The 18,421-nt window shown below is 73.6% G+C and carries 17 protein-coding genes; 8 read left to right on the top strand and 9 right to left on the bottom strand.

Annotated elements, in window-relative coordinates:
• Nucleotides 1–3: 3 nt before the first annotated feature.
• The 3 genes from AB0I16_RS14830 to AB0I16_RS14820 form a co-directional block, all read right to left on the bottom strand.
• Nucleotides 4–1,266, bottom strand: coding sequence for a serine-threonine protein kinase (locus tag AB0I16_RS14830; protein ID WP_363249765.1), 1,263 nt, complete (start codon nt 1,264–1,266; stop codon nt 4–6).
• A 75-nt stretch (nt 1,267–1,341) separates the two neighbouring features.
• Nucleotides 1,342–2,595: an MFS transporter gene (locus AB0I16_RS14825; RefSeq protein ID WP_363249869.1), complete on the bottom strand. Its 1,254-nt coding sequence runs from the start codon at nt 2,593–2,595 to the stop codon at nt 1,342–1,344.
• A gap of 157 nt (nt 2,596–2,752) precedes the next feature.
• On the bottom strand, nt 2,753–4,081 hold the full coding sequence (locus AB0I16_RS14820; protein WP_363249764.1) for an erythromycin esterase family protein: 1,329 nt from the start codon (nt 4,079–4,081) through the stop codon (nt 2,753–2,755).
• Between the two features lie 325 nt (nt 4,082–4,406).
• Between AB0I16_RS14820 and AB0I16_RS14815 the strand changes: the two genes are divergently transcribed.
• The 4 genes from AB0I16_RS14815 (at nt 4,407) to AB0I16_RS14800 (ending at nt 7,903) form a co-directional block, all read left to right on the top strand.
• Nucleotides 4,407–4,784 carry a hypothetical protein gene (locus AB0I16_RS14815; RefSeq protein WP_363249763.1) on the top strand — a complete coding sequence of 126 codons (378 nt, stop codon included), beginning with the start codon at nt 4,407–4,409 and terminating at the stop codon, nt 4,782–4,784.
• Between the two features lie 61 nt (nt 4,785–4,845).
• On the top strand, nt 4,846–5,610 hold the full coding sequence (locus AB0I16_RS14810; RefSeq protein ID WP_363249762.1) for an SDR family oxidoreductase: 765 nt from the start codon (nt 4,846–4,848) through the stop codon (nt 5,608–5,610).
• Nucleotides 5,607–7,286, top strand: coding sequence for an AMP-binding protein (locus AB0I16_RS14805; protein ID WP_363249761.1), 1,680 nt, complete (start codon nt 5,607–5,609; stop codon nt 7,284–7,286). Before AB0I16_RS14810 ends, AB0I16_RS14805 begins: the two co-directional genes overlap by 4 nt.
• Before the next feature lie 23 nt (nt 7,287–7,309).
• Nucleotides 7,310–7,903 carry a TetR/AcrR family transcriptional regulator gene (locus AB0I16_RS14800; RefSeq protein ID WP_363249760.1) on the top strand — a complete coding sequence of 198 codons (594 nt, stop codon included), beginning with the start codon at nt 7,310–7,312 and terminating at the stop codon, nt 7,901–7,903.
• Here the strand turns inward: AB0I16_RS14800 and AB0I16_RS14795 are convergent.
• Nucleotides 7,892–8,923: a phosphotransferase family protein gene (locus AB0I16_RS14795; RefSeq protein ID WP_363249759.1), complete on the bottom strand. Its 1,032-nt coding sequence runs from the start codon at nt 8,921–8,923 to the stop codon at nt 7,892–7,894. The genes AB0I16_RS14800 and AB0I16_RS14795 overlap by 12 nt on opposite strands.
• A gap of 184 nt (nt 8,924–9,107) precedes the next feature.
• Between AB0I16_RS14795 and AB0I16_RS14790 the strand changes: the two genes are divergently transcribed.
• Entirely contained in the window at nt 9,108–10,034 is a 927-nt protein-coding gene (locus tag AB0I16_RS14790; protein ID WP_363249758.1) for an NADP-dependent oxidoreductase, read from the top strand.
• Between the two features lie 32 nt (nt 10,035–10,066).
• On the opposite strand, the gene AB0I16_RS14785 is transcribed toward AB0I16_RS14790, so the two are convergent.
• Genes AB0I16_RS14785 through AB0I16_RS14770 form a run of 4 tightly spaced genes read right to left on the bottom strand, consistent with a single transcriptional unit; the run spans nt 10,067 to nt 12,328 of the window.
• Nucleotides 10,067–10,393 carry a DUF202 domain-containing protein gene (locus AB0I16_RS14785; protein ID WP_363249757.1) on the bottom strand — a complete coding sequence of 109 codons (327 nt, stop codon included), beginning with the start codon at nt 10,391–10,393 and terminating at the stop codon, nt 10,067–10,069.
• On the bottom strand, nt 10,381–10,773 hold the full coding sequence (locus tag AB0I16_RS14780; RefSeq protein WP_363249756.1) for a DUF202 domain-containing protein: 393 nt from the start codon (nt 10,771–10,773) through the stop codon (nt 10,381–10,383). The genes AB0I16_RS14785 and AB0I16_RS14780 overlap by 13 nt, the downstream gene beginning before the upstream one ends.
• Nucleotides 10,774–10,826: 53 nt before the next feature.
• Nucleotides 10,827–11,363, bottom strand: a complete 537-nt coding sequence (locus tag AB0I16_RS14775) for an NUDIX domain-containing protein (RefSeq protein WP_363249755.1) — start codon at nt 11,361–11,363, stop codon at nt 10,827–10,829.
• The gene (locus AB0I16_RS14770) at nt 11,360–12,328 is read right to left on the bottom strand and encodes a DMT family transporter (protein ID WP_363249754.1); all 969 of its coding nucleotides are present in this window, start codon (nt 12,326–12,328) and stop codon (nt 11,360–11,362) included. Before AB0I16_RS14770 ends, AB0I16_RS14775 begins: the two co-directional genes overlap by 4 nt.
• 183 nt (nt 12,329–12,511) lie before the next feature.
• Here AB0I16_RS14770 and AB0I16_RS14765 point away from each other — a divergent pair, with 183 nt between their 5' ends.
• The 3 genes from AB0I16_RS14765 (at nt 12,512) to AB0I16_RS14755 (ending at nt 16,919) form a co-directional block, all read left to right on the top strand.
• On the top strand, nt 12,512–14,176 hold the full coding sequence (locus AB0I16_RS14765; RefSeq protein ID WP_363249752.1) for an FAD-binding dehydrogenase: 1,665 nt from the start codon (nt 12,512–12,514) through the stop codon (nt 14,174–14,176).
• Nucleotides 14,177–14,347: 171 nt separating this feature from the next.
• Nucleotides 14,348–15,310, top strand: a complete 963-nt coding sequence (locus AB0I16_RS14760) for a hypothetical protein (RefSeq protein WP_363249751.1) — start codon at nt 14,348–14,350, stop codon at nt 15,308–15,310.
• 43 nt (nt 15,311–15,353) lie between these two features.
• On the top strand, nt 15,354–16,919 hold the full coding sequence (locus AB0I16_RS14755) for an APC family permease (RefSeq protein WP_363249750.1): 1,566 nt from the start codon (nt 15,354–15,356) through the stop codon (nt 16,917–16,919).
• Between the two features lie 83 nt (nt 16,920–17,002).
• Here AB0I16_RS14755 and AB0I16_RS14750 read toward each other — a convergent pair whose 3' ends face one another.
• Entirely contained in the window at nt 17,003–18,400 is a 1,398-nt protein-coding gene (locus AB0I16_RS14750) for a gluconate:H+ symporter (RefSeq protein ID WP_363249749.1), read from the bottom strand.
• Nucleotides 18,401–18,421: the final 21 nt, after the last annotated feature.

The raw sequence follows: 18,421 nt of genomic DNA, 5'->3' as shown, positions 1-18,421 counted from the left end.
GCGTCACGCGAGAGCGATCCGCCCGGCGGCGAACACGACGCGTGCCAGTTCCTCGTGGCAGATGTCGCTGTGCGCGCCGGCGGGCGGGCCGCCCCTCCGCACCACCGCGGCGGCGTCCAGGCTCACGCACCCCTTGACCGGCACCTTCTGGCCGAGCCTGACCCGCTTGGTGCCGGGCACCGACCGGATGCCGTTGTAGCCGATGGCGCCCCACCGCTCCCAGAGGTTGAGGAACGTGGTGGAGTCGCCCGCCAGCTTCGACGCCAGCGGGTAGAGCCGCCCGAGGGCGTCGTCGTGGCGCGAGTAGCAGGAGATCAGCGGACCGTCGATGCGGCGCTGCACCCCGTACAGGGCGCCCCTGCGCGAGGGGTCGTGCGGGACCCGGCCCGCGAAGGCGTAGTGCGAGAACGCCCCTTGCAGCAGCGTCACCGCCTTCACCGCCCGCACGTCCGCGGGCATGCCGCGCAGCGCGTACGAGACGAGGCGCGCGCCGAAGCTGTGCCCGATGAGGTGGACCCTGATCCCGGACACGTCGCCGGCCAGGAGGCCGATCGCGGGGCCGAGACCGAGCTGGCCCACCGCGCCCGCCCGCCGCTTCATGGCGTAGTAGGAGCCCTGCCGCAGCAGTTCGTAGGCGCCGTCCCACACCCGTTCGCGCAGGTTGCCGAGGAGTTCGGGCCGCCCGGTGTCCGCGCGGGCCGCCGCCAGCAGCTCGCAGACCCGCACCGCGTCGTCGGTGAGCATGGCGGGCTCACCCGCGCCGGTGTCCTCGCCCAGGTGCCGGGCCGGGCTGGTCTCCCGCAGGGACACGAGCTCGCGGACCTGCCGTCCGTACTCGTAGACGCGGGAGGCGACCTCGGAGCGCTCCGCGAGCAGCTCCGTGATCCGGTCGAGGGTCTCGCCGTGGTCGGGGAAGGCGCGGTCGAGCACCTGCCGGGTCACCGGGTCGAGGCCGGGTCCGCCGGCCGCCACGGCGACGGCGGAGGCCGAGGGGTCGAAGTCGGGGATGGGTTCGTCGGGGAAGCGGATGGCGGGCCACAGCACCCCGACGTAGCCGAGGCGCACCCCCGCGCCCGCCATGCGCCGGCAGGGGGCGAAGAACCGCCGGTACAGCTTCCTGGCGTCGTCCTTGTCGTTGTTCCAGCCGTGCGCGAAGACCAGCAGATCGGTGACGTGTTCGCGTTCCACGCCGGACAGGAGCGTCTCGCGCTGCACGGTGTCGACGTCGCCGTCGGCGTCGAAGGTCAGTTCCCAGTAGGGCTCCACGCCGTCATGGTCCCGCCGCCCGTGCCCACTGGCCATACGCCGCGCAGCATCCGACCCGGCGAACAGGGGCCCGATTCAGGCCAGTTCCCGGTCCCGGGTCTCCGGCAGCGCCAGGACGCAGACCAGGGACACGACCGCCATCGCGCTCACGTACCAGCCCACCGACGAGGAGCCGAACGCCGACTGCAGCCGGGTCGCCACCAGCGGCGAGACCGCGCCGCCGAGCACACCGCCCAGGTTGTACGCGAGCGAGGCGCCCGAGTACCGCACGTCCGTGCCGAACAGCTCGGGGAGGTAGGCGCCCATCGGGCCGTAGACCACGCCCATGCAGAACAGCGCGCCGCCCAGCGCCAGCGCGATGAGCACGGGCCGCTCGGTGTCGAGGAGCGGGAACAGCACCAGGCCCCACACCACGGAGAGCGCGGCGCCGACGACGACCAGCTTGCGGCGCCCGGCCCCGTCGGAGCGCGTGGCGGCCAGCCAGGTGCCCGCGGCGAGGAAGAGGCAGGCCACCAGGGAGAGGCCGAGCATGGTGTCGCGGGAGACGTGCAGGGTGCCCGTGGCGTAGGCGAGGCAGTACGTCGTGGCCGTGTAGAAGAGGCCGTAGGCGACGACCATGCCGCCCGCGCCGAGCAGCAGTTCGCGCGGATGGCGGCGCAGCACGTCGAGCGCGGGGACCTTGCTCGCCTCCTGGGCCTCCATGACCTTGGCGAAGACCGGCGTCTCGCTGATCCGCAGCCGCACGAACAGGCCGACGCCCACCAGCAGGAAGGAGAGCAGGAACGGCACGCGCCAGCCCCAGGAGCGGAACGCGTCGTCGGACAGCGCGGACGAGAGCAGCCAGAAGATCCCCGTCGCCGCGAAGAACCCGACGGACGGGCCGAGCTGCGGGAACGCCGCGTACAGCCCGCGCTTGCGCTTCGGCGCGTGCTCCACCGCGAGCAGCGCGGCCCCGCCCCACTCCCCGCCGAGCCCGATGCCCTGGAGGAAGCGGAGCAGGATGAGCAGCAGGGGCGCCCAGACGCCGAGCGTGCCGTAGCCGGGCAGCAGCCCGACGAGCGCGGTCGAGAGGCCCATCAGGAGCAGCGAGGCCACGAGCACGGACTTGCGGCCCACCCGGTCACCGAAGTGCCCGAAGATCACCGAGCCGATGGGCCGTGCCGCGAACGCCACCGCGTACGTGGAGAACGACGCGAGCGTGGCGTTGACCGGGTCCAGGGTCGGGAAGAACGCGTGGTTCAGGACGAGCGCCGCGGCCGTGCCGTAGATGTAGAAGTCGTAGAACTCGATGGCGGTGCCGATGAACGAGGCCACGGCCACACGCCGCATGCTCTCCGCGCCCCCGCCCTCCGCGCCCTGGACCTGCTGTTTCCCTGCTGCTTCAGCGTCGCTCTGCACGAGCGGCACTCTCACGTTCGTTGCAGGGACCAGTCAATACCCGGGACGAGCCATCTCGGTTCGTGAGACCGGAGCGCCTCGTCCCGGGTCACCGCTGCCGGTGCGCCGCCGTCACCTCGTGCAGATGGATGAGGACGTCGTGCGAGCGGCCGAGCGGGATCTCCCACGGGCCGTCCGGGTAGGCCGTGCCGATGCTCCGCGTCGGGCGGGCCTCGGCCAGCCACTTCCTCGCCGCCGCGGGCGCGGTCCTGGTGTCGAGGTAGTAGTCGTCGTGGCGCACCTTGTCGAGCGTGTACTCGTTCATGCCGGGCGTGGCGGGGGCGAGCGAACGCGGCTTCCAGACCTCGGAGTCCGCGCTCTGCGCCATCAGACCGCCCCGGTCGAAGGTGAACCCGACGCTCACGTACCGCTCGCCGAGCCGGTCGCGGAGGAAGGCGCCCTGCATCTTCGGGTAGCGCGCGTCGTAGGAGACGTAGGCGACATGGGCGTTGTGCGCCGAGAGCAGCACCTTGGTGCCGGTCCGCCGCTGCCACCAGGCGGTGTTCTGGGCCATGACGCGGTCGCGGTGCAGCATGGCGGCCCGCTGCCCCTCGGGGGAGCCGAGGTCGTACGCGAGGATGCCGGCGGTCTGCGAGAGGGACCTGGCGTGCTGGAGCGCCCACGCGAACGCCTCGCTCCCTCTCTCGGGCCGCCGACCGGCGAGGAGTCCGTACGCCCGCTCCGCCCGTTCCGCCAGCTTCTCGCGCTCGGCCAGGGGGCGGGCCATGTACGCGTCGCCGTCCGCCAGGCGCCGCATGGGTGCGTACAGCCGGGCCAGCTCAGGCCGTAGGCCGGGCTCATGGGCGCCCGCGTAGTCGAGCACGCCGTCGAACACCTCGGCGCCCAGCTCCGGGTAGTTGAGGTCGTCGCCCAGGAAACGGAGCCGCCGGCCGGGGTGCTCGTCGTTGTAGGCGCGCATCCAGGTGAGCAGGTGGACGTACTCCTCGGTGTCCCACGGCGTCCTCGCCAGCTCCTGGTGGACGAGCGCGCGGACGTCGTCGTCCCGCTCGCCGCGTACGTAGGCGTCGAAGCGCAGGCCCGTCGTCCAGCTCACCTCCTGGGCGAAGGAGGTGAAGCCCTTCTCCTCGACGAGGTGGCGGAACACGCGCTCCTTCATCGTGAAGAACTCATGGGTGCCGTGGGTCGCCTCGCCGAGGCCCACCACCGTGGCGTCGCCCACCATGTCGCCGAGCGGCCGCAGGTCCCTGGTGCTGCCGCCGGGGCCGGTCGAGCGCAGCGGGTGGGCCGCGCGCTCGATCGCCGCCACCGGATCGGCGGGCCGTGGCGCCGCGCGCGCGGCCTGGGGTGCGACGAGCGCACCGGTGCCGACCGCCGCCAGGAGCAGGAGCGGGAGTTCTCGCCGTGTGGTGCGGGACATCCGGTGCCTCCTGGGGACTCGCCCGGCAACGCGCGTGCGGTACGGAGATCACGGTCTTGCACGGCCGGGGTGCGGCGCCATCCGGCAGGCCCCCGCATCCGCGGTGGGGCCTGCCGGGGGCTGCCCCGGGCGCGCGGCGTGTACGTTCGGCGCCACGGCGGACCAATGGCGCGGGGCAGGACACGGCGCCCGTCCGCCGACCCTCTCCGGGCTCGCGGACCAACAGGGGAGCCCCGCGTGACGTCGTCCTCGTCGGCCACGGCTACGCCGGGGCCCCGGCCGGGCCGCGGGGCTGCTCGGCGACCGGCCCGCCCATGCGGTGTTCGTGGACGCCGACGTCCCCGTCGGGGGAGAGCCGTTCGCCTCCTGCTGGTGGCAGGGCCGGGAGACCTTCGAGGCCACGCTCGCCGAGAACGGCGGCGTCCGGCCGCCCGACACGGCCGGCTTCGACGGGCAGGGCCTCAACGGTGAACAGATCGTACGGTTCGCGGGCGGCGCGACGCCGCACCCCGGTGCCTCCCCGACCGAACCGGCCCAGCTCACGCGCCCGCTCGGGGACCCGCCCGCCACGTACGTCACGTGCCTGCGGGGCGGCGAGGAGCCGACGGACGACGTGGGCGTCCCGCACGCGAGCGCACCGCACGGAACCCCGCGCCTCCCGGTCCCGCCGACCCCCTTTCGCCATGACATACCGACTGGTTAGTCTGCCCGGACAGACCAGCCGCGCGAGCCGTGGTCGAGCCCGAGGTCGAAGGAGACCGCACGTGGAGACCCTGAAGGACAAGGGAGTCGTCGTCACCGGTGCCGGGGGCGGGATCGGAGCGGCGCTGGCCCGCCGCTTCGCCGCCGAGGGGGCCCGCGTCGTCGTCAACGACCTGGACGGCGCCAAGGCCGAGGCCGTCGCCGCGGAAGTGGGCGGCATCGCGGTGCCGGGCGACGCCTCCGCGAGCGTGCGGCGGGCCGCCGAGGCGCTCGGCGGCACGGTCGACGTCTACTGCGCCAACGCCGGGCTCGGCTCCGGCGGCACCGAGGCCGCGCCCGAGGAGGTCTGGGCCGCGGCCTGGGACGTCAACGTCATGGCGCACGTCCGCGCGGCCCACGCCCTGCTGCCCGGCTGGCTGGAGCGCGGCACAGGCCGCTTCGTCTCCACGGTCTCCGCGGCCGGCCTGCTCACCATGATCGGCGCCGCCCCCTACAGCGTCACCAAGCACGGCGCGTACGCCTTCGCCGAATGGCTCTCGCTGACCTACCGCCACCGCGGCCTCAAGGTCCACGCGATCTGCCCGCAGGGCGTGCGCACCGACATGCTGGCCGCCACCGGCAGCGCGGGCGACCTGGTCCTCACCCCCACCGCCATCGAGCCGGAGGACGTCGCCGCCGCGCTCTTCGCGGGCATGGCGGAGGACCGCTTCCTCATCCTGCCGCACCCCGAGGTCGCCGCCTTCTATGAGGCCCGCGCCGTCACCCCGGACAAGTGGCTGGCCGGCATGAACCACATCCAGCGGAAGTGGGAGGCGAAGGAGAAGTGACGACCTACCCGGCCGGTTCGGTCTACGCGGCCAAGCCCTGGCTCGCCCGCCTCAACGACGCCCAGCGCGGCCCCGTCGAGCCCGCGCCCTCCGTGGTGCACGCCTTCCGCGCGGCCGTCGCCAGGGCCCCCGAGCACACCGCCCTCGCCTACTTCGACGGCCGCCTGAGCTACCGCGAGACGGACGCCCTCACCGACTCCGTCGCCGGACACCTGGCGGCCCGCGGCGTCGCCCGCGGCGACCGTGTCGCGATCCTCCTCCAGAACACCCCGCACTTCGTGATCGCGCTCATCGGCGCCTGGAAGGCGGGCGCGACGGTCGTGCCCGTCAACCCCATGTACAAGTCCGCGGAGGTCGCCCACGTCCTCGCCGACGCCGACGTGACCGCGCTGATCTGCGCCGACCGCGCCTGGGAGGCGTACCTGCGCGAGACGGCCGCCGGATCGCCCGTGCGGATCGTGCTCACCGCCTGCCAGCTCGACCTCCAGACGAGGAACGACACCCGCGTCCTCGACTTCGAGCGGCTGCCGCCCGCGGCCGACGCCGACGACCTCGTGGCCGTCGCCCGCGCGGGCCACCCGGCCCCCGAAGGGCGCGGCCTCGGCCCGTCCGACGTGGCCCTGATCAGCTACACCTCGGGCACCAGCGGCACCCCCAAGGGCGCCATGAACACCCACGGCAACATCACCTACAACGCCGAGCGCCAGCGCACCGGGGCGGGGATACCGGAAGGCGCCTGCTACTTCGCGCTCGCCCCGCTCTTCCACATCACCGGCATGGTCGCCCAGGTCGCGGCATGCCTCACCAACGCGGGCACCCTCGCGCTCGCCTACCGCTTCGAGGCCGGCGTGGTCCTCGACGCCTTCGCCGAGCACCGCCCCGCCTACACGGTCGGCCCCTCCACGGCCTTCATGGCGCTGGCCGCCCACCCCGCCGTGACGCGCGAGCACTTCGCCTCCTTCGCGATGATCTCCTCGGGCGGCGCGCCGCTGCCGCCGGCCCTGGTGGAGAAGTTCCGCGCCGCGTTCGGCCCCTACCTCCACAACGGCTACGGCCTCACCGAGTGCACCGCCCCCTGCGCCTCCGTGCCGCCCGGCCAGGAGGCGCCGGTCGACCCGGTCTCCGGCACGCTCGCCGTGGGCGTCCCGGGACCCGAGACGGTCGTCCGCGTCCTGGACGACGCGGGCCGGGAGGTCCCCTTCGGGGAGCACGGCGAGATCGCCGTTTCGGGGCCCCAGGTCGTGCCCGGCTACTGGAAGCGGCCCGAGGCCACCGGCGAGGCCTTCCCCGACGGCGAGCTGCGCACCGGCGACATCGGCTTCATGGACCCCGCGGGCTGGCTCTACGTCGTCGACCGCAAGAAGGACATGATCAACGCGTCAGGCTTCAAGGTCTGGCCGCGCGAGGTCGAGGACGTCCTGTACTCCCACCCCGCCGTCCGCGAGGCGGCCGTCGTCGGCGTCCCCGACAGCTACCGCGGGGAGAGCGTCAAGGCGTACGTGAGCCTGCGTCCCGGCAGCGACACCGGCGCCGGGGAGCTGGCGGCGTACTGCGAGGAGCGGCTCGCCGCGTACAAGTACCCGCGCGAGGTCGAGATCCTGGCGGAGCTGCCGAAGACGACGAGTGGGAAGATCCTCCGGCGGGAACTGCGTTCCCGGGGACAGCACAGTCGGTGACATTCGAAAGGCAGGTGGCGGCAGTGGCCAGGACGACGGACGGTGACGGCACACCCGTCCCGCAGCGGCTGCTCGCCGCCGCCACCCGGCTCTTCGCCGACCGCGGGTACGACCGTACGTCCGTGCAGGAGATCGTGGAGGCGGCGGGCGTGACCAAGGGCGCCCTCTACCACTACTTCGGCTCCAAGGACGACCTGCTGCACGAGGTCTACGCCCGGATGCTCCGCGTCCAGCAGGAGCGGCTCGACGCCATCGCGGACCAGGACGCGCCCGTGGAGCGGCGGGTGCGCGACGCCGCCGCCGACGTCGTGGTCACCACCATCGACAACCTCGACGACGCCTCGATCTTCTTCCGCTCCATGCACCACCTCAGCCCGGAGAAGAACAAGCAGGTGCGCGCCGAGCGGCGCCGCTACCACGAGCGCTTCCGGGCCCTGATCGAGGAGGGCCAGCGGTCCGGCGTCTTCGCCTCGGCGACCCCGGCGGACCTGGTGGTGGACTACCACTTCGGCTCGGTCCACCACCTGTCGACCTGGTACCGCCCGGAGGGCCCGCTCACCCCGCGGCAGGTGGCGGACCACCTGGCGGACCTGCTGCTGCGGGCGCTACGGCCGTAGCCCTCCGTCCAGCGTGGCGAGGCCGTGCCGGATGAACACCGGCACCAGCTCGCCGATCCGGTCGAAGCCGGCGCCGACCGTCCGGCCGAGCGTGTAGCGGTAGTGGATGCCCTCCAGGATCACGGCGAGCTTGAACCACGCGAAGGCCGTGTACCAGGAGACGGCGGAGACGTCGCGCCCCGAGCGCGCGGCGTACCGTTCGATCAGCTCGGCGGGGTCCGGGTGGCCCGGCGCGCCCGCGGTGGTGCTGACGGGGGAGTCGGGCACCTCCAGCCGGGCGCTGTACATCACGAGCAGCCCGAGGTCGGTGAGCGGATCGCCGAGCGTGGACATCTCCCAGTCGAGGATGGCCCTGATCCGGTCGTCGTCGCCGATCAGGACGTTGTCCAGGCGGTAGTCGCCGTGGACGACGGCCGGCGCGGGCGAGGCGGGCAGCGAGCGCCCGAGCGCGGCGTGCAGTTCGTCGACGCCGGCCAGGTCCCGGTTGCGCGAGGCGTCGAGCTGCTTGCCCCAGCGGCGCAGCTGCCGGTCGAGGAAGCCCTCGGGGCGGCCGAAGTCGCCGAGGCCGACCGCCGCCGGGTCCACCGCGTGCAGGTCGACGAGGGTGTCGACGAGGCCGAGCACCGCGTCACGGGTGCGCTCGGGGCCGAGCGGCGCCAGCTCCTCCGCGGTGCGGTACGGGATGCCGTCCACGTACTCCATCACGTAGAAGGGCGCCCCGATGACGGCCTCGTCCTCGCAGAGCAGGACGGGCGCGGGCACCGGCACGTCCGTGGGGTGCAGGGCGGCTATCACCCGGTGCTCGCGCCTCATGTCGTGCGCGGTGGCGAGGACGTGGCCGAGCGGCGGCCGCCGCACGACCCAGCGCGTGGTTCCGTCGGTCACCGCGTACGTGAGGTTGGACCTGCCGCCCTCGATCAGCCGGGCGGTGAGCGGTCCGCCGACCAGGCCGGGACGCTCGCGGTCGAGGTGGCCGCGCAACTGGTCGAGGTCGAGGCCCGGCGGGTGGTCTGCGCTCATGGTCGCTCCTGATCGGCGTGGTGGTCCTGTGCCACCCCATGATGCCGACCAGTCGGTATGCCGTCCAGAGGCCGCCGGGCGCCCGGTTGATGGCGATATGGAAGCCTCGTGAACGTTTGCCCGGCCGCCCGGCGGGGACCCGACGGCGCGTCCCACCTGTACGCGACTGACGAAAGCGACCCCCATGAAGGCGATCAGCTACCGAAGCTACGGCGGCCCCGAGGTCCTGGAGTACGGCGAGGTGCGCGACCCCAAGGTCGGGCCCGACTCCGTCCTGGTGAAGGTGCGGGCCGCCGCCGTCAACCCCGTCGACTGGAAGTGCCGCGAAGGACACCTCGACGCGCTCCTCGAACCCGTCTTCCCGGTGATCCCCGGCTGGGACGTCGCGGGCGTGGTGGCGCGGCCGGGCGCCGCCGCCCCGGAGTTCGCCGTCGGCGACGAGGTCATCGGCTACGTGCGCGAGGACTTCCTCTCCCGCGGCACCTTCGCCGAGTACGTCGCCGCCCCCGTGCGCACCCTCGCCCGCAAGCCGCGCAACCTCTCCTTCGAGGAGGCCGCCGGGCTGCCGCTCGCCGGGCTCACCGCCTACCAGGTGATCACCAAGGCCCTGGCGGTGGGGGAGGGCGACGTCGTCCTCGTGCACGCCGGGGCCGGCGGCGTCGGCTCCCTCGCGGTGCAGATCGCCCGGCACCTGGGCGCCCGCGTCATCGGCACCGCCAGTGAACGCAACCACGACTACCTGCGCGAACTCGGCGCGGAACCCGTCCGCTACGGAGACGGCCTCGTCGACCGGGTCCGCGGGCTCGCCCCCGCCGGCGTGGACGCGGCCTTCGACACCATCGGCGGCGACACGCTCAAGGCCTCCGCCGAACTGCTCGGGCCGCGGGGGCGGCTCGCCTCCATCACCGACAGCGAGGTGGTGGGCCTCGGCGGCCAGTACTGCTTCGTGCGCCCCGACGCCGCCGATCTGACGCGCCTGAGCGAGCTGGCGGAGCAGGGCGTCGTGACCGTGCACGTCGACGAGGCGTTCCCGCTGGAGCGCGCCGCCGACGCGCACCGCCGCAGCGCCGAGGGCCGCACCCGGGGCAAGGTCGTCGTCACGGTGGAGTGAACGGACCGCCCCTGGGCCCCGCGTCCTCGTCGTCAGATCACCAGCGCCGCCGCGCACAGGGCGAGGGCGAGGGTGCACAGGGCCGCCGCCCACGCGCCCCCGGCCGTGAGCCGCCGGGGCCGGGCGGCGGTCAGGGCGGTCATCCTGCGGTGCGCCACGGCGAGGAAGCCGAGCCACAGCAGCAGGCAGAGCGCGCAGGCGAGGACGCCGGTCGTGCTCGGCCCCTGGTTCAGGACCGCGCGGGCGGCGAGGACCGCGGCGACCGTGCACGAGAGCGTCGTGCGCCGCCACGCGAGCCTGGTGCGCTCCGGCTGGAGCCCCGGGTCCCTCGCGGGCCGCGCGGCCGTCACCCCTCCCACCCGAAGAGCACGACCACCACCATGGCGAGCGCGACCACCGCGACCACCAGGCCCAGCAGCGCCGGGAAGCGGCCCGCCGGCAGGTCCTCGCCGCGCCGCATGGCCCGCTCGCAGCGCACCCAGTGGTTGACCGCGCGCAGCGCGCTCAGCACGCCCGCCGCGAGCAGGGCCAGGGCAAGCCCGATCCGCCAGCCCCAGCGCAGGTCCGGCAGGAACTGGTCCACCGCGAAGCCGCCGCCGATCAGCGCGAGGGCGGTGCGCAGCCAGGCCAGGAAGGTGCGTTCGTTGGCGAGCGAGAAGCGGTAGTCGGGTGTGTCGCCCTCCTCGCGGATGCGCTCGGGTGCGAACCAGAGCCTCAGACTCCGTACGAAATTGCTCACGGGCGCACCATAAGCCGTGCTCCCACCGGGCCTCCCACCAGGCGGTGGGCGCCTCACCCCGCGCGGAAGGCGAGCAGCCGCCGGTACGCGGCCAGCCCGTCGGGCACCCACTCCCACTCGTCGAGCCGCCGCGTCAGCTCGTCCTCGGTGACGAAGGCGTGCCAGGCGACCTCCTCGGCCTGCGGGTCCACGGGCGGGTCGCAGCGGACCTCGTAGAGGGACGACCACCAGCTGTGGCCCGCGCCGTCCTCGTAGAGGAACTTGAACAGCGGCGTCGGGCGCGGCAGGGCGTCCACGCCCAGCTCCTCCCGTGCCTCCCGCAGCGCCGCGTCGTCGTAGGACTCGCCCGCGCCGACCACGCCGCCGACGAACATGTCGTACAGCGAGGGGAAGACCAGCTTCTGCGGCGTGCGGCGGTGCACGAAGACGCGGCCCCCGGCGTCCCGGGCCAGGACGAAGACGCAGCGGTGGCGCAGGCCGCGCGCGTAGACCTCGCCGCGCGGGGCCTCTCCGACGACCTCGTCGTTCTCGTCGACGACGGACAGGATCTCCTCGCGGGGGTCGGCCGGACCCGTGGTGGCATCACTCATGCCGCCCATCCAACCCCACGTGCGGAAGGGGGCCGGATCCGCCACCGGGCGGCCGGCCGGTCCGGCGCCGGGGGACCGCCGCCGAGCGGGGGCGCCGTCCCCTCCTCGCGGCCGCCGCGCGGCATCGCCGGATGCATCCCGAGCAGCACCACGCCCGCCACGATCGCCGCGAGCCCCGCCGCCTCCCACGCGAGGGCGCCCGCGTCGGTCCGCAGCCGGTCGCCGAGGAACCCGACGCCGCACGCGATCCCGGCCAGCGGCTGCGCGGCCGTCAGGGCGGGCAGCGACATCCGCAGCGGAGCCGTCTCGAAGGCGCTCTGCACCAGGACCAGCCCCGTGACACCGAGCGCGACCACCCCGTACGGCTGCCACCCCGTCAGCACCTCAAGCAGTCCGCCCGCGGCGAACCGGTCGCCGGTCACCCGCGTCAGCGCGTCCTGCACGCCGTAGAGCAGCCCGGCGGCCAGCGCGAGCAGCACCGGGCCCGCGCCGAGCCGGGACCTCTTGGCGCACGCGGTGAGGACGAGCGCCCCGCCCACCATCACGCCGACGATCAGCCAGTGCCGCAGCGGGCTCGTCTCCGCGTCGCCGCCGCGCGGCTCGCCCGCCACGATGAACGCGGTCACGCCGCCCGCGAGGAGCACGAGCCCCGCCCACCCCTGGCGGCCGAGCGGCTGCCCGGTCTGGTACCGGGAGAGGGCGAGGGCGAACAGGAGCTGGGTGGCGAGCAGCGGCTCGACGAAGGAGATGTCCCCGCGGCCGAGCGCGAGCGCCCCGAGCACCATCCCGCACACCATCAGGCCGATCCCGGCCAGCCAGCGCGGCACCCTCACCAGGTCGATCAGGAGCCGGAAGGAGAGGAAGTCGCTCAGCGGTGCCTGCCGCGCCACGTTCTGCTGGAGCACGAAGCCGAGGCCGAGGCAGCAGGCCGCCCCGATGGCGAGGGCGAGAACCAGGACCGACACGTCACACACCTCGGGGCTCGGGGCGCGAAATGGGGACTTGGCCGACGATAGCCGCCCATCGGCCGCGCCGCGCACCGGAACTCGACGGCTCCGTGCCGTCCGTCGGTTGACGTGCGCCACCCCGCTGCCCAGGATCTGACCCATCGGTAACTTCACGGGCCCCTGTCTAGGAGGACGACCCCCATGGCGTACGACGCAGACGTGATCGTGATCGGGGCGGGTCTCGCCGGGCTCGCGGCCACCGCGGAACTGGTGGACGCGGGCCGCAGGGTCGTGCTCGTGGACCAGGAGCCCGAGCAGTGCGTGGGCGGTCAGGCGCACTGGTCCTTCGGCGGCCTCTTCTTCGTGGACTCACCCGAACAGCGGCGCCTGCGGATCAAGGACTCCCACGCGCTCGCCCTCCAGGACTGGATGGGCACGGCCGCGTTCGACCGTCCGGAGGACCACTGGCCGCGCAAGTGGGCCGAGGCGTACGTGGACTTCGCGGCCGGCGAGAAGCGGTCGTGGCTGCACGGCCAGGGCGTACGGTTCTTCCCCGTGGTCGGCTGGGCCGAGCGCGGCGGCTACGACGCGCAGGGCCACGGCAACTCCGTGCCGCGCTTCCACATCACCTGGGGCACCGGGCCCGGCCTGCTCGCGCCGTTCGTCGAGCGGGTGCGCGCCGGGGTGGCGCGCGGCCTGGTCCAGCTCCGGTTCCGGCACCGCGTCACCGGACTCTCGCGCAGCGCGGGCGCCCTCGACACCGTCACCGGCGAGGTCCTCGAAGCCTCCGGTGTCGAGCGCGGACAGGCCAGCAGCAGGGAGGTGACCGGCACCTTCGAGTTCCGTGCCCAGGCGGTGATCGTGACCTCGGGCGGCATCGGCGGCAACCACGACCTCGTACGCGCCCACTGGCCCGAGCGGCTCGGCACCCCTCCCGGGAAGATGGTCTCCGGGGTCCCCGCGCACGTGGACGGCAAGATGCTCGGCATCGCCGAGCGGGCCGGGGCGCGCCTGATCAACCGCGACCGCATGTGGCACTACACCGAGGGCATCGAGAACTGGAACCCCATCTGGGACCGGCACGGCATCCGCATCCTGCCGGGACCCTCCTCGCTCTGGCTCGACGCGCGCGGCGCCCGGCTGCCCGTGCCGCTCTTCCCCGGCTTCGACACCCTCGGCACGCTCGAACACATCATGGGCACCGGCCACGACCACACCTGGTTCGTGCTCAACCAGCGCATCATCGGCAAGGAGTTCACCCTCAGCGGCTCCGAGCAGAACCCGGACCTGACCGGCAAGTCGGTGCGCGGCGTCATCGAACGGGCGCGCTCGGAGGTGCCGGGACCCGTCAAGGCGTTCATGGACCACGGCGTCGACTTCGTCGTGGAGAAGGACCTCGGCGCCCTCGTGCGCGGCATGAACGCCCTCACCGGGCACACGGCGGCCCCCCTCGTCGACGAGGCCGCGCTGCGCCGCACCATCGCCGCCCGCGACCGCGAGATCGTCAACCCCTTCACCAAGGACCTCCAGGTGACGGCCATCCGGGGCGCCCGCAAGTTCCTCGGGGACCGCCTCATCAGGGCCGCCGCGCCGCACCGCATCCTCGATCCCAAGGCGGGGCCCCTGATCGCCGTACGCCTCAACATCCTCACCCGCAAGACGCTCGGCGGCCTGGAGACCGACCTCTCCTCGCGCGTCCTGACCGAAGGCGGCCGGCCGCTCGACGGGGTGTACGCGGCCGGGGAGGCCGCCGGGTTCGGCGGCGGGGGAGTGCACGGCTACCGCTCGCTGGAGGGCACCTTCCTCGGCGGCTGCCTCTTCTCGGGGCGCACGGCGGGGCGCGCCGCCGCCCGTCAGGTGGGGTGAGCCGGGACCGGGCCGGAAAGGGCGTCCTCACGGGTGACGTGTGAAGTCCGTGTATGTTGAGATGAGTTGGTGAAGAAGGCGGACCGGGCCGCCCTTGACGTGGGGGCGCGCCTACCGGTTTGCTGTGCGTGATCATCTGCTCGCTAACCGCGCCGGGGAGGACGTCCCGCGGTGTCACCACCCCCACCCCCACTGGGCCGCTCCCGCAGGAAATCGGCCGCACACGCCTTTGACGCCGCGCTCGACGACGGTGAACTCGTGGCGGCGCGCTCGGCGTTGGCCCAGGGCCGCTGGACCGAGGTCCGCGAGCTGCTTGCCGCCACCGGCGACGACTGGGACCGCAGGGGCCACCGCTTCGACGTCCTCGCGCGGGAACCCGCCACCTCCGCGTGGGCCCGCGACTGGCGGCTCGTCGAGCCCGAGAGCCGCGACGCCGAACTGCTGCTCGCCTTCGCCGCCGTGCACAAGGCGCTGCGGGGCAAGGCGCGGTCGGACAAGGTGCGCGCCCAGTGCCGCGAGGCGGCCACGCGCGACCCGGCCGACCCCACGCCGTGGCTCGCCCTGCTCGTGCTGGAGCGCTCCCTGGGCCGCGAGGAGGACGTCGTACGCCTCTTCGACGAGGTCAGGCACCGCCACCCCGAGCACCACCACGCCCACCACCTGATGATCGCCCGGCTCGCCGAGCGCCGCCCCGGAGCGGGCCAGGACCCGCTGCACGAGGTGTACGACTTCGCGTCCTGGGCCGCCGAACAGGCGCCGCCCGGGTCCCCGCTGGCGGTCCTGTCCGTGGTCGCGCACACCGAGCGCTACCGCGTGCTCGCCGCGGCGGGCCTCGAACCCGCCGACCCCGCGGCCTCGCGGCACTGGACGGGCCGCCGCGCCCACGGTGTCATCAAGGCCGCCTTCGACTGGTGGCTGGAGTGGGAGACGCCCGCCCGGCCCCCGCACCCCCGCTGTCACGTCGACCTCAACTTCCTTGCCCACGCGAAGTCCTGCGAGGGCAGGGCCGCCGAGGCCGCCGCGCTCTTCCACCGCATCGGACGGCACGCGACCCCGGCCCCCTGGTCCTATCCGGACCGCGACCCGCACGAAGCCTTCACGGCCGCGCGCGCCGCGGCGCTCGGATCGGCCTGAACATCCGGACCCCCTGACGTATCCCTGAAAGGACGACCGCGCCATGGCGACGGGCAGTTCGAGCACGAGCGGAACCAGATCACTCGGCGAGCCGAAGGACGGCGGGGGGATCAGCACGTACAAGGGCGAGGAGCGCGCGCTGCGGGCCGGCCGGCTCGGCACGGCGGGCCTGCTGCTCTCCGTGCTCGCCGCGACCGGGCCCCTGATGGTCGTCGCGGGTGTCATGCCCACCACATACGGCGTGATGGGCGTGGTCGGGCAGCCGCTCCTCTTCCTCATCCTCGGCGTCGTCCTCGCCCTCTTCAGCCTGGGGTACGCCGAGATGAGCCGCCACGTGCACAACGCGGGCGCCTTCTACGCGTACATATCGCGCGGGCTCGGCGGCACCGCGGGCGCGGGCGCCTCGCTGGTCGCCCTCGTCGCCTACAGCGCCCTGCAGGCCGGCCTCTACGGACTGCTCGGCTTCGAGGTGTCCGGGCTCATCCAGACGTACTTCGACGCCGAGGTCGCCTGGTGGATTCCCGCGCTCGCCGCCGTGGCCGCCGTCGCCGTCCTCGCCTGGCTGAAGATCGACCTCAACGCGCGCGTGCTCGGCGTCCTGCTGATCGTCGAGGTGGTGCTCGTCGTCATCTTCGACATCGCGGCCGTCGCCGACCCGGCCAAGGAGGGCCTGTCGCTGCACGCCTTCAACCCGGACACGCTCACCGGGGCGGGCGTCGCCACGTCGCTCTGCTTCTGCATCGCCGCCTTCACGGGCTTCGAGCAGGCTCCCGTGTACGCGGAGGAGACCAGCCGCCCGCAGGTCGTCGTGGCCCGCGTGATGTTCCTCGCCGTCGGGTTCGTCGCCGTCTTCTTCGCGCTCAGCTCCTGGGCGCTGACCGTCGCCGCGGGCCCCTCGGGAATCGTCCCCGCCGCGCGGGAGCAGAGCGCGGGGCTGCTCTTCGGCCTCACGGAGTCACGGCTCGGCGGGACCTTCACCGACGTCATGCACGTGCTGTTCGTGACGGGCATGTTCGCCGCGCTCCTCAGCTTCCACAACGTGGTCGCGCGCTACGCCTTCGCCATGGGGCGCGAGGGGCTGCTGCCCGCCGCGTTCGGGCGCACCAACACCTCCACGGGCGCGCCGGGCACGGGTTCGCTGCTCCAGACCGTCGTCTCGCTCGTGGTCGTCGCCGGCTTCGCCGTCACGGACGACGGCCCGGCCGGCGACCCGACCGCGCCCGTCCTGCACCTGTTCACCTGGGGCGGCAACATCGGTGCCCTCGGCGTGATCCTGCTCATGGCCACGGCGTCCGTGGCCGTCATCGTCTTCTTCGCCCGCAGGGGCGCCGCCCGCGCCCAGGCATGGCGCATCGCGGCCTCCGCGCTGGCGGCGGTCGCGCTCCTGGTCATCGCCGGCTACACGGTCAAGGACTTCGACGTCCTGGTGGGCGCGGGCCCCGGCTCGGCCCTGAGCTGGGCGCTGCCGGGCATCATCTTCGCGGCGGCGGCGATCGGCGTGGCCTACGGGGCGATCCTGCGGGCCAGGAACCCCGCCGCCCACGCCAGGATCGGCCTCGGCAACGAGGCCTTCCGGCTGGAGAAGGCGTCGGGCTCGCCGGAGGCGTGACCCCGCCGGTGGCGCGACGCCCGCTCCCGGCTCGGCCCGTCACCGGCCCCGGGCGTCCGCCCGGGGCCGGTGACGGGCCGGGGCTAGATGACCAGGGACAGCAGGAGCACCAGGGCCCCCGCCACCACGGAGATGATCGTCTCCATGACGGACCACGTCTTGATCGTCTGACCGACGTCCAGGCCGAAGTACTCCTTGACCAGCCAGAACCCGGCGTCGTTGACGTGCGAGAAGAACAGCGAGCCGGCGCCGATCGCGAGGACGAGCAGGGCCGTGTGCGAGGTCGACATGTCGGCCGCGAGCGGGGCCACCAGCCCCGCGGCCGAGATCGTCGCCACCGTCGCCGAGCCGGTCGCGAGGCGGATGGCCACCGCGATGAGCCAGGCGAGCAGCAGCGCGGGGATCGACCAGTCCTTGGAGAAGTCCAGGATCATCTGGCCCACGCCGACGTCGATGAGCGTCTGCTTGAAGCCGCCGCCCGCGCCCACGATCATCAGCACGCCCGCGATCGGGGCGAGCGACTTCTCCACCGTGGTCGACAGGCGGTCCTTGGTGAAACCGGCCGCGCGGCCCAGCGTGAACATCCCGACAATGACCGCGGCGAGCAGGGCGATCAGCGGCGAGCCGATGACGTCGAAGACCCGCTGCACGGTGGTGTCGGGGTCGTCGACCACGATGTCCACCAGGGCCTTGGCCAGCATCAGGACGACCGGCAGCAGCACCGTGGCGACGGTCGCGCCGAAGCCGGGACGCTTCTCCAGGTCCTCCGAGGGACGCTGCGGGATCATCTTCTCGGGGGCCGGTACGTCGACCCAGCGCGCCGCGACCCTGGAGAACAGCGGCCCCGCGATGATCACCGTCGGGATCGCCACGAGCACGCCCAGCGCGAGCGTCACACCGAGGTTGGCCTTGACGGCGTCGATGGCGACGAGCGGGCCGGGGTGCGGCGGGATGAGGCCGTGCATCACGGAGAGCCCGGCGAGCGCGGGGATGCCGATCCGCATCAACGAGTAGTTGCCGCGCTTGGCGACCATCAGGACGACCGGGATCAGCAGCACGATGCCGACCTCGAAGAAGAGCGGCAGACCGATCACCGAGGCGATGAGCACCATCGCCCACGGCATGGCGCGCCCGCCCGCCTTGGCGAGGATCGTGTCGACGATCTGGTCGGCGCCGCCGGAGTCGGCGAGCAGCTTGCCGAGGATCGCGCCGAGGGCGATGAGGACGCCCACGCCCGCGACGGTCGAGCCGAGCCCGGTCGTGAAGCTCGTGATGGCCTTGTCGAGCGGTGCGCCCGCGAAGGCGCCCAGCGCGAGTGACCCCACGGTCAGCGCGAGGAACGCGTGCAGCTTGAACTTGGTGATGAGCAGGACGATGACGGCGATGCCCGCGAGGACGGCGATTCCCAGCTGGGCGTGGCCCGCCGAGGTGATCGGCTCGACGGAGTCCGCTGCCAGCATCTCGACGCTGAGATGGGTCACGGTGCTTTTCCTTGCAACGAG

Origin of the sequence: Streptomyces sp. NPDC050703, assembly GCF_040654435.1 — a bacterium.
GTDB lineage: Bacteria > Actinomycetota > Actinomycetes > Streptomycetales > Streptomycetaceae > Streptomyces.
The sequence above is the reverse complement of the archived record's forward strand: the minus strand, read 5'-3'. Positions and strand labels throughout refer to the sequence as shown.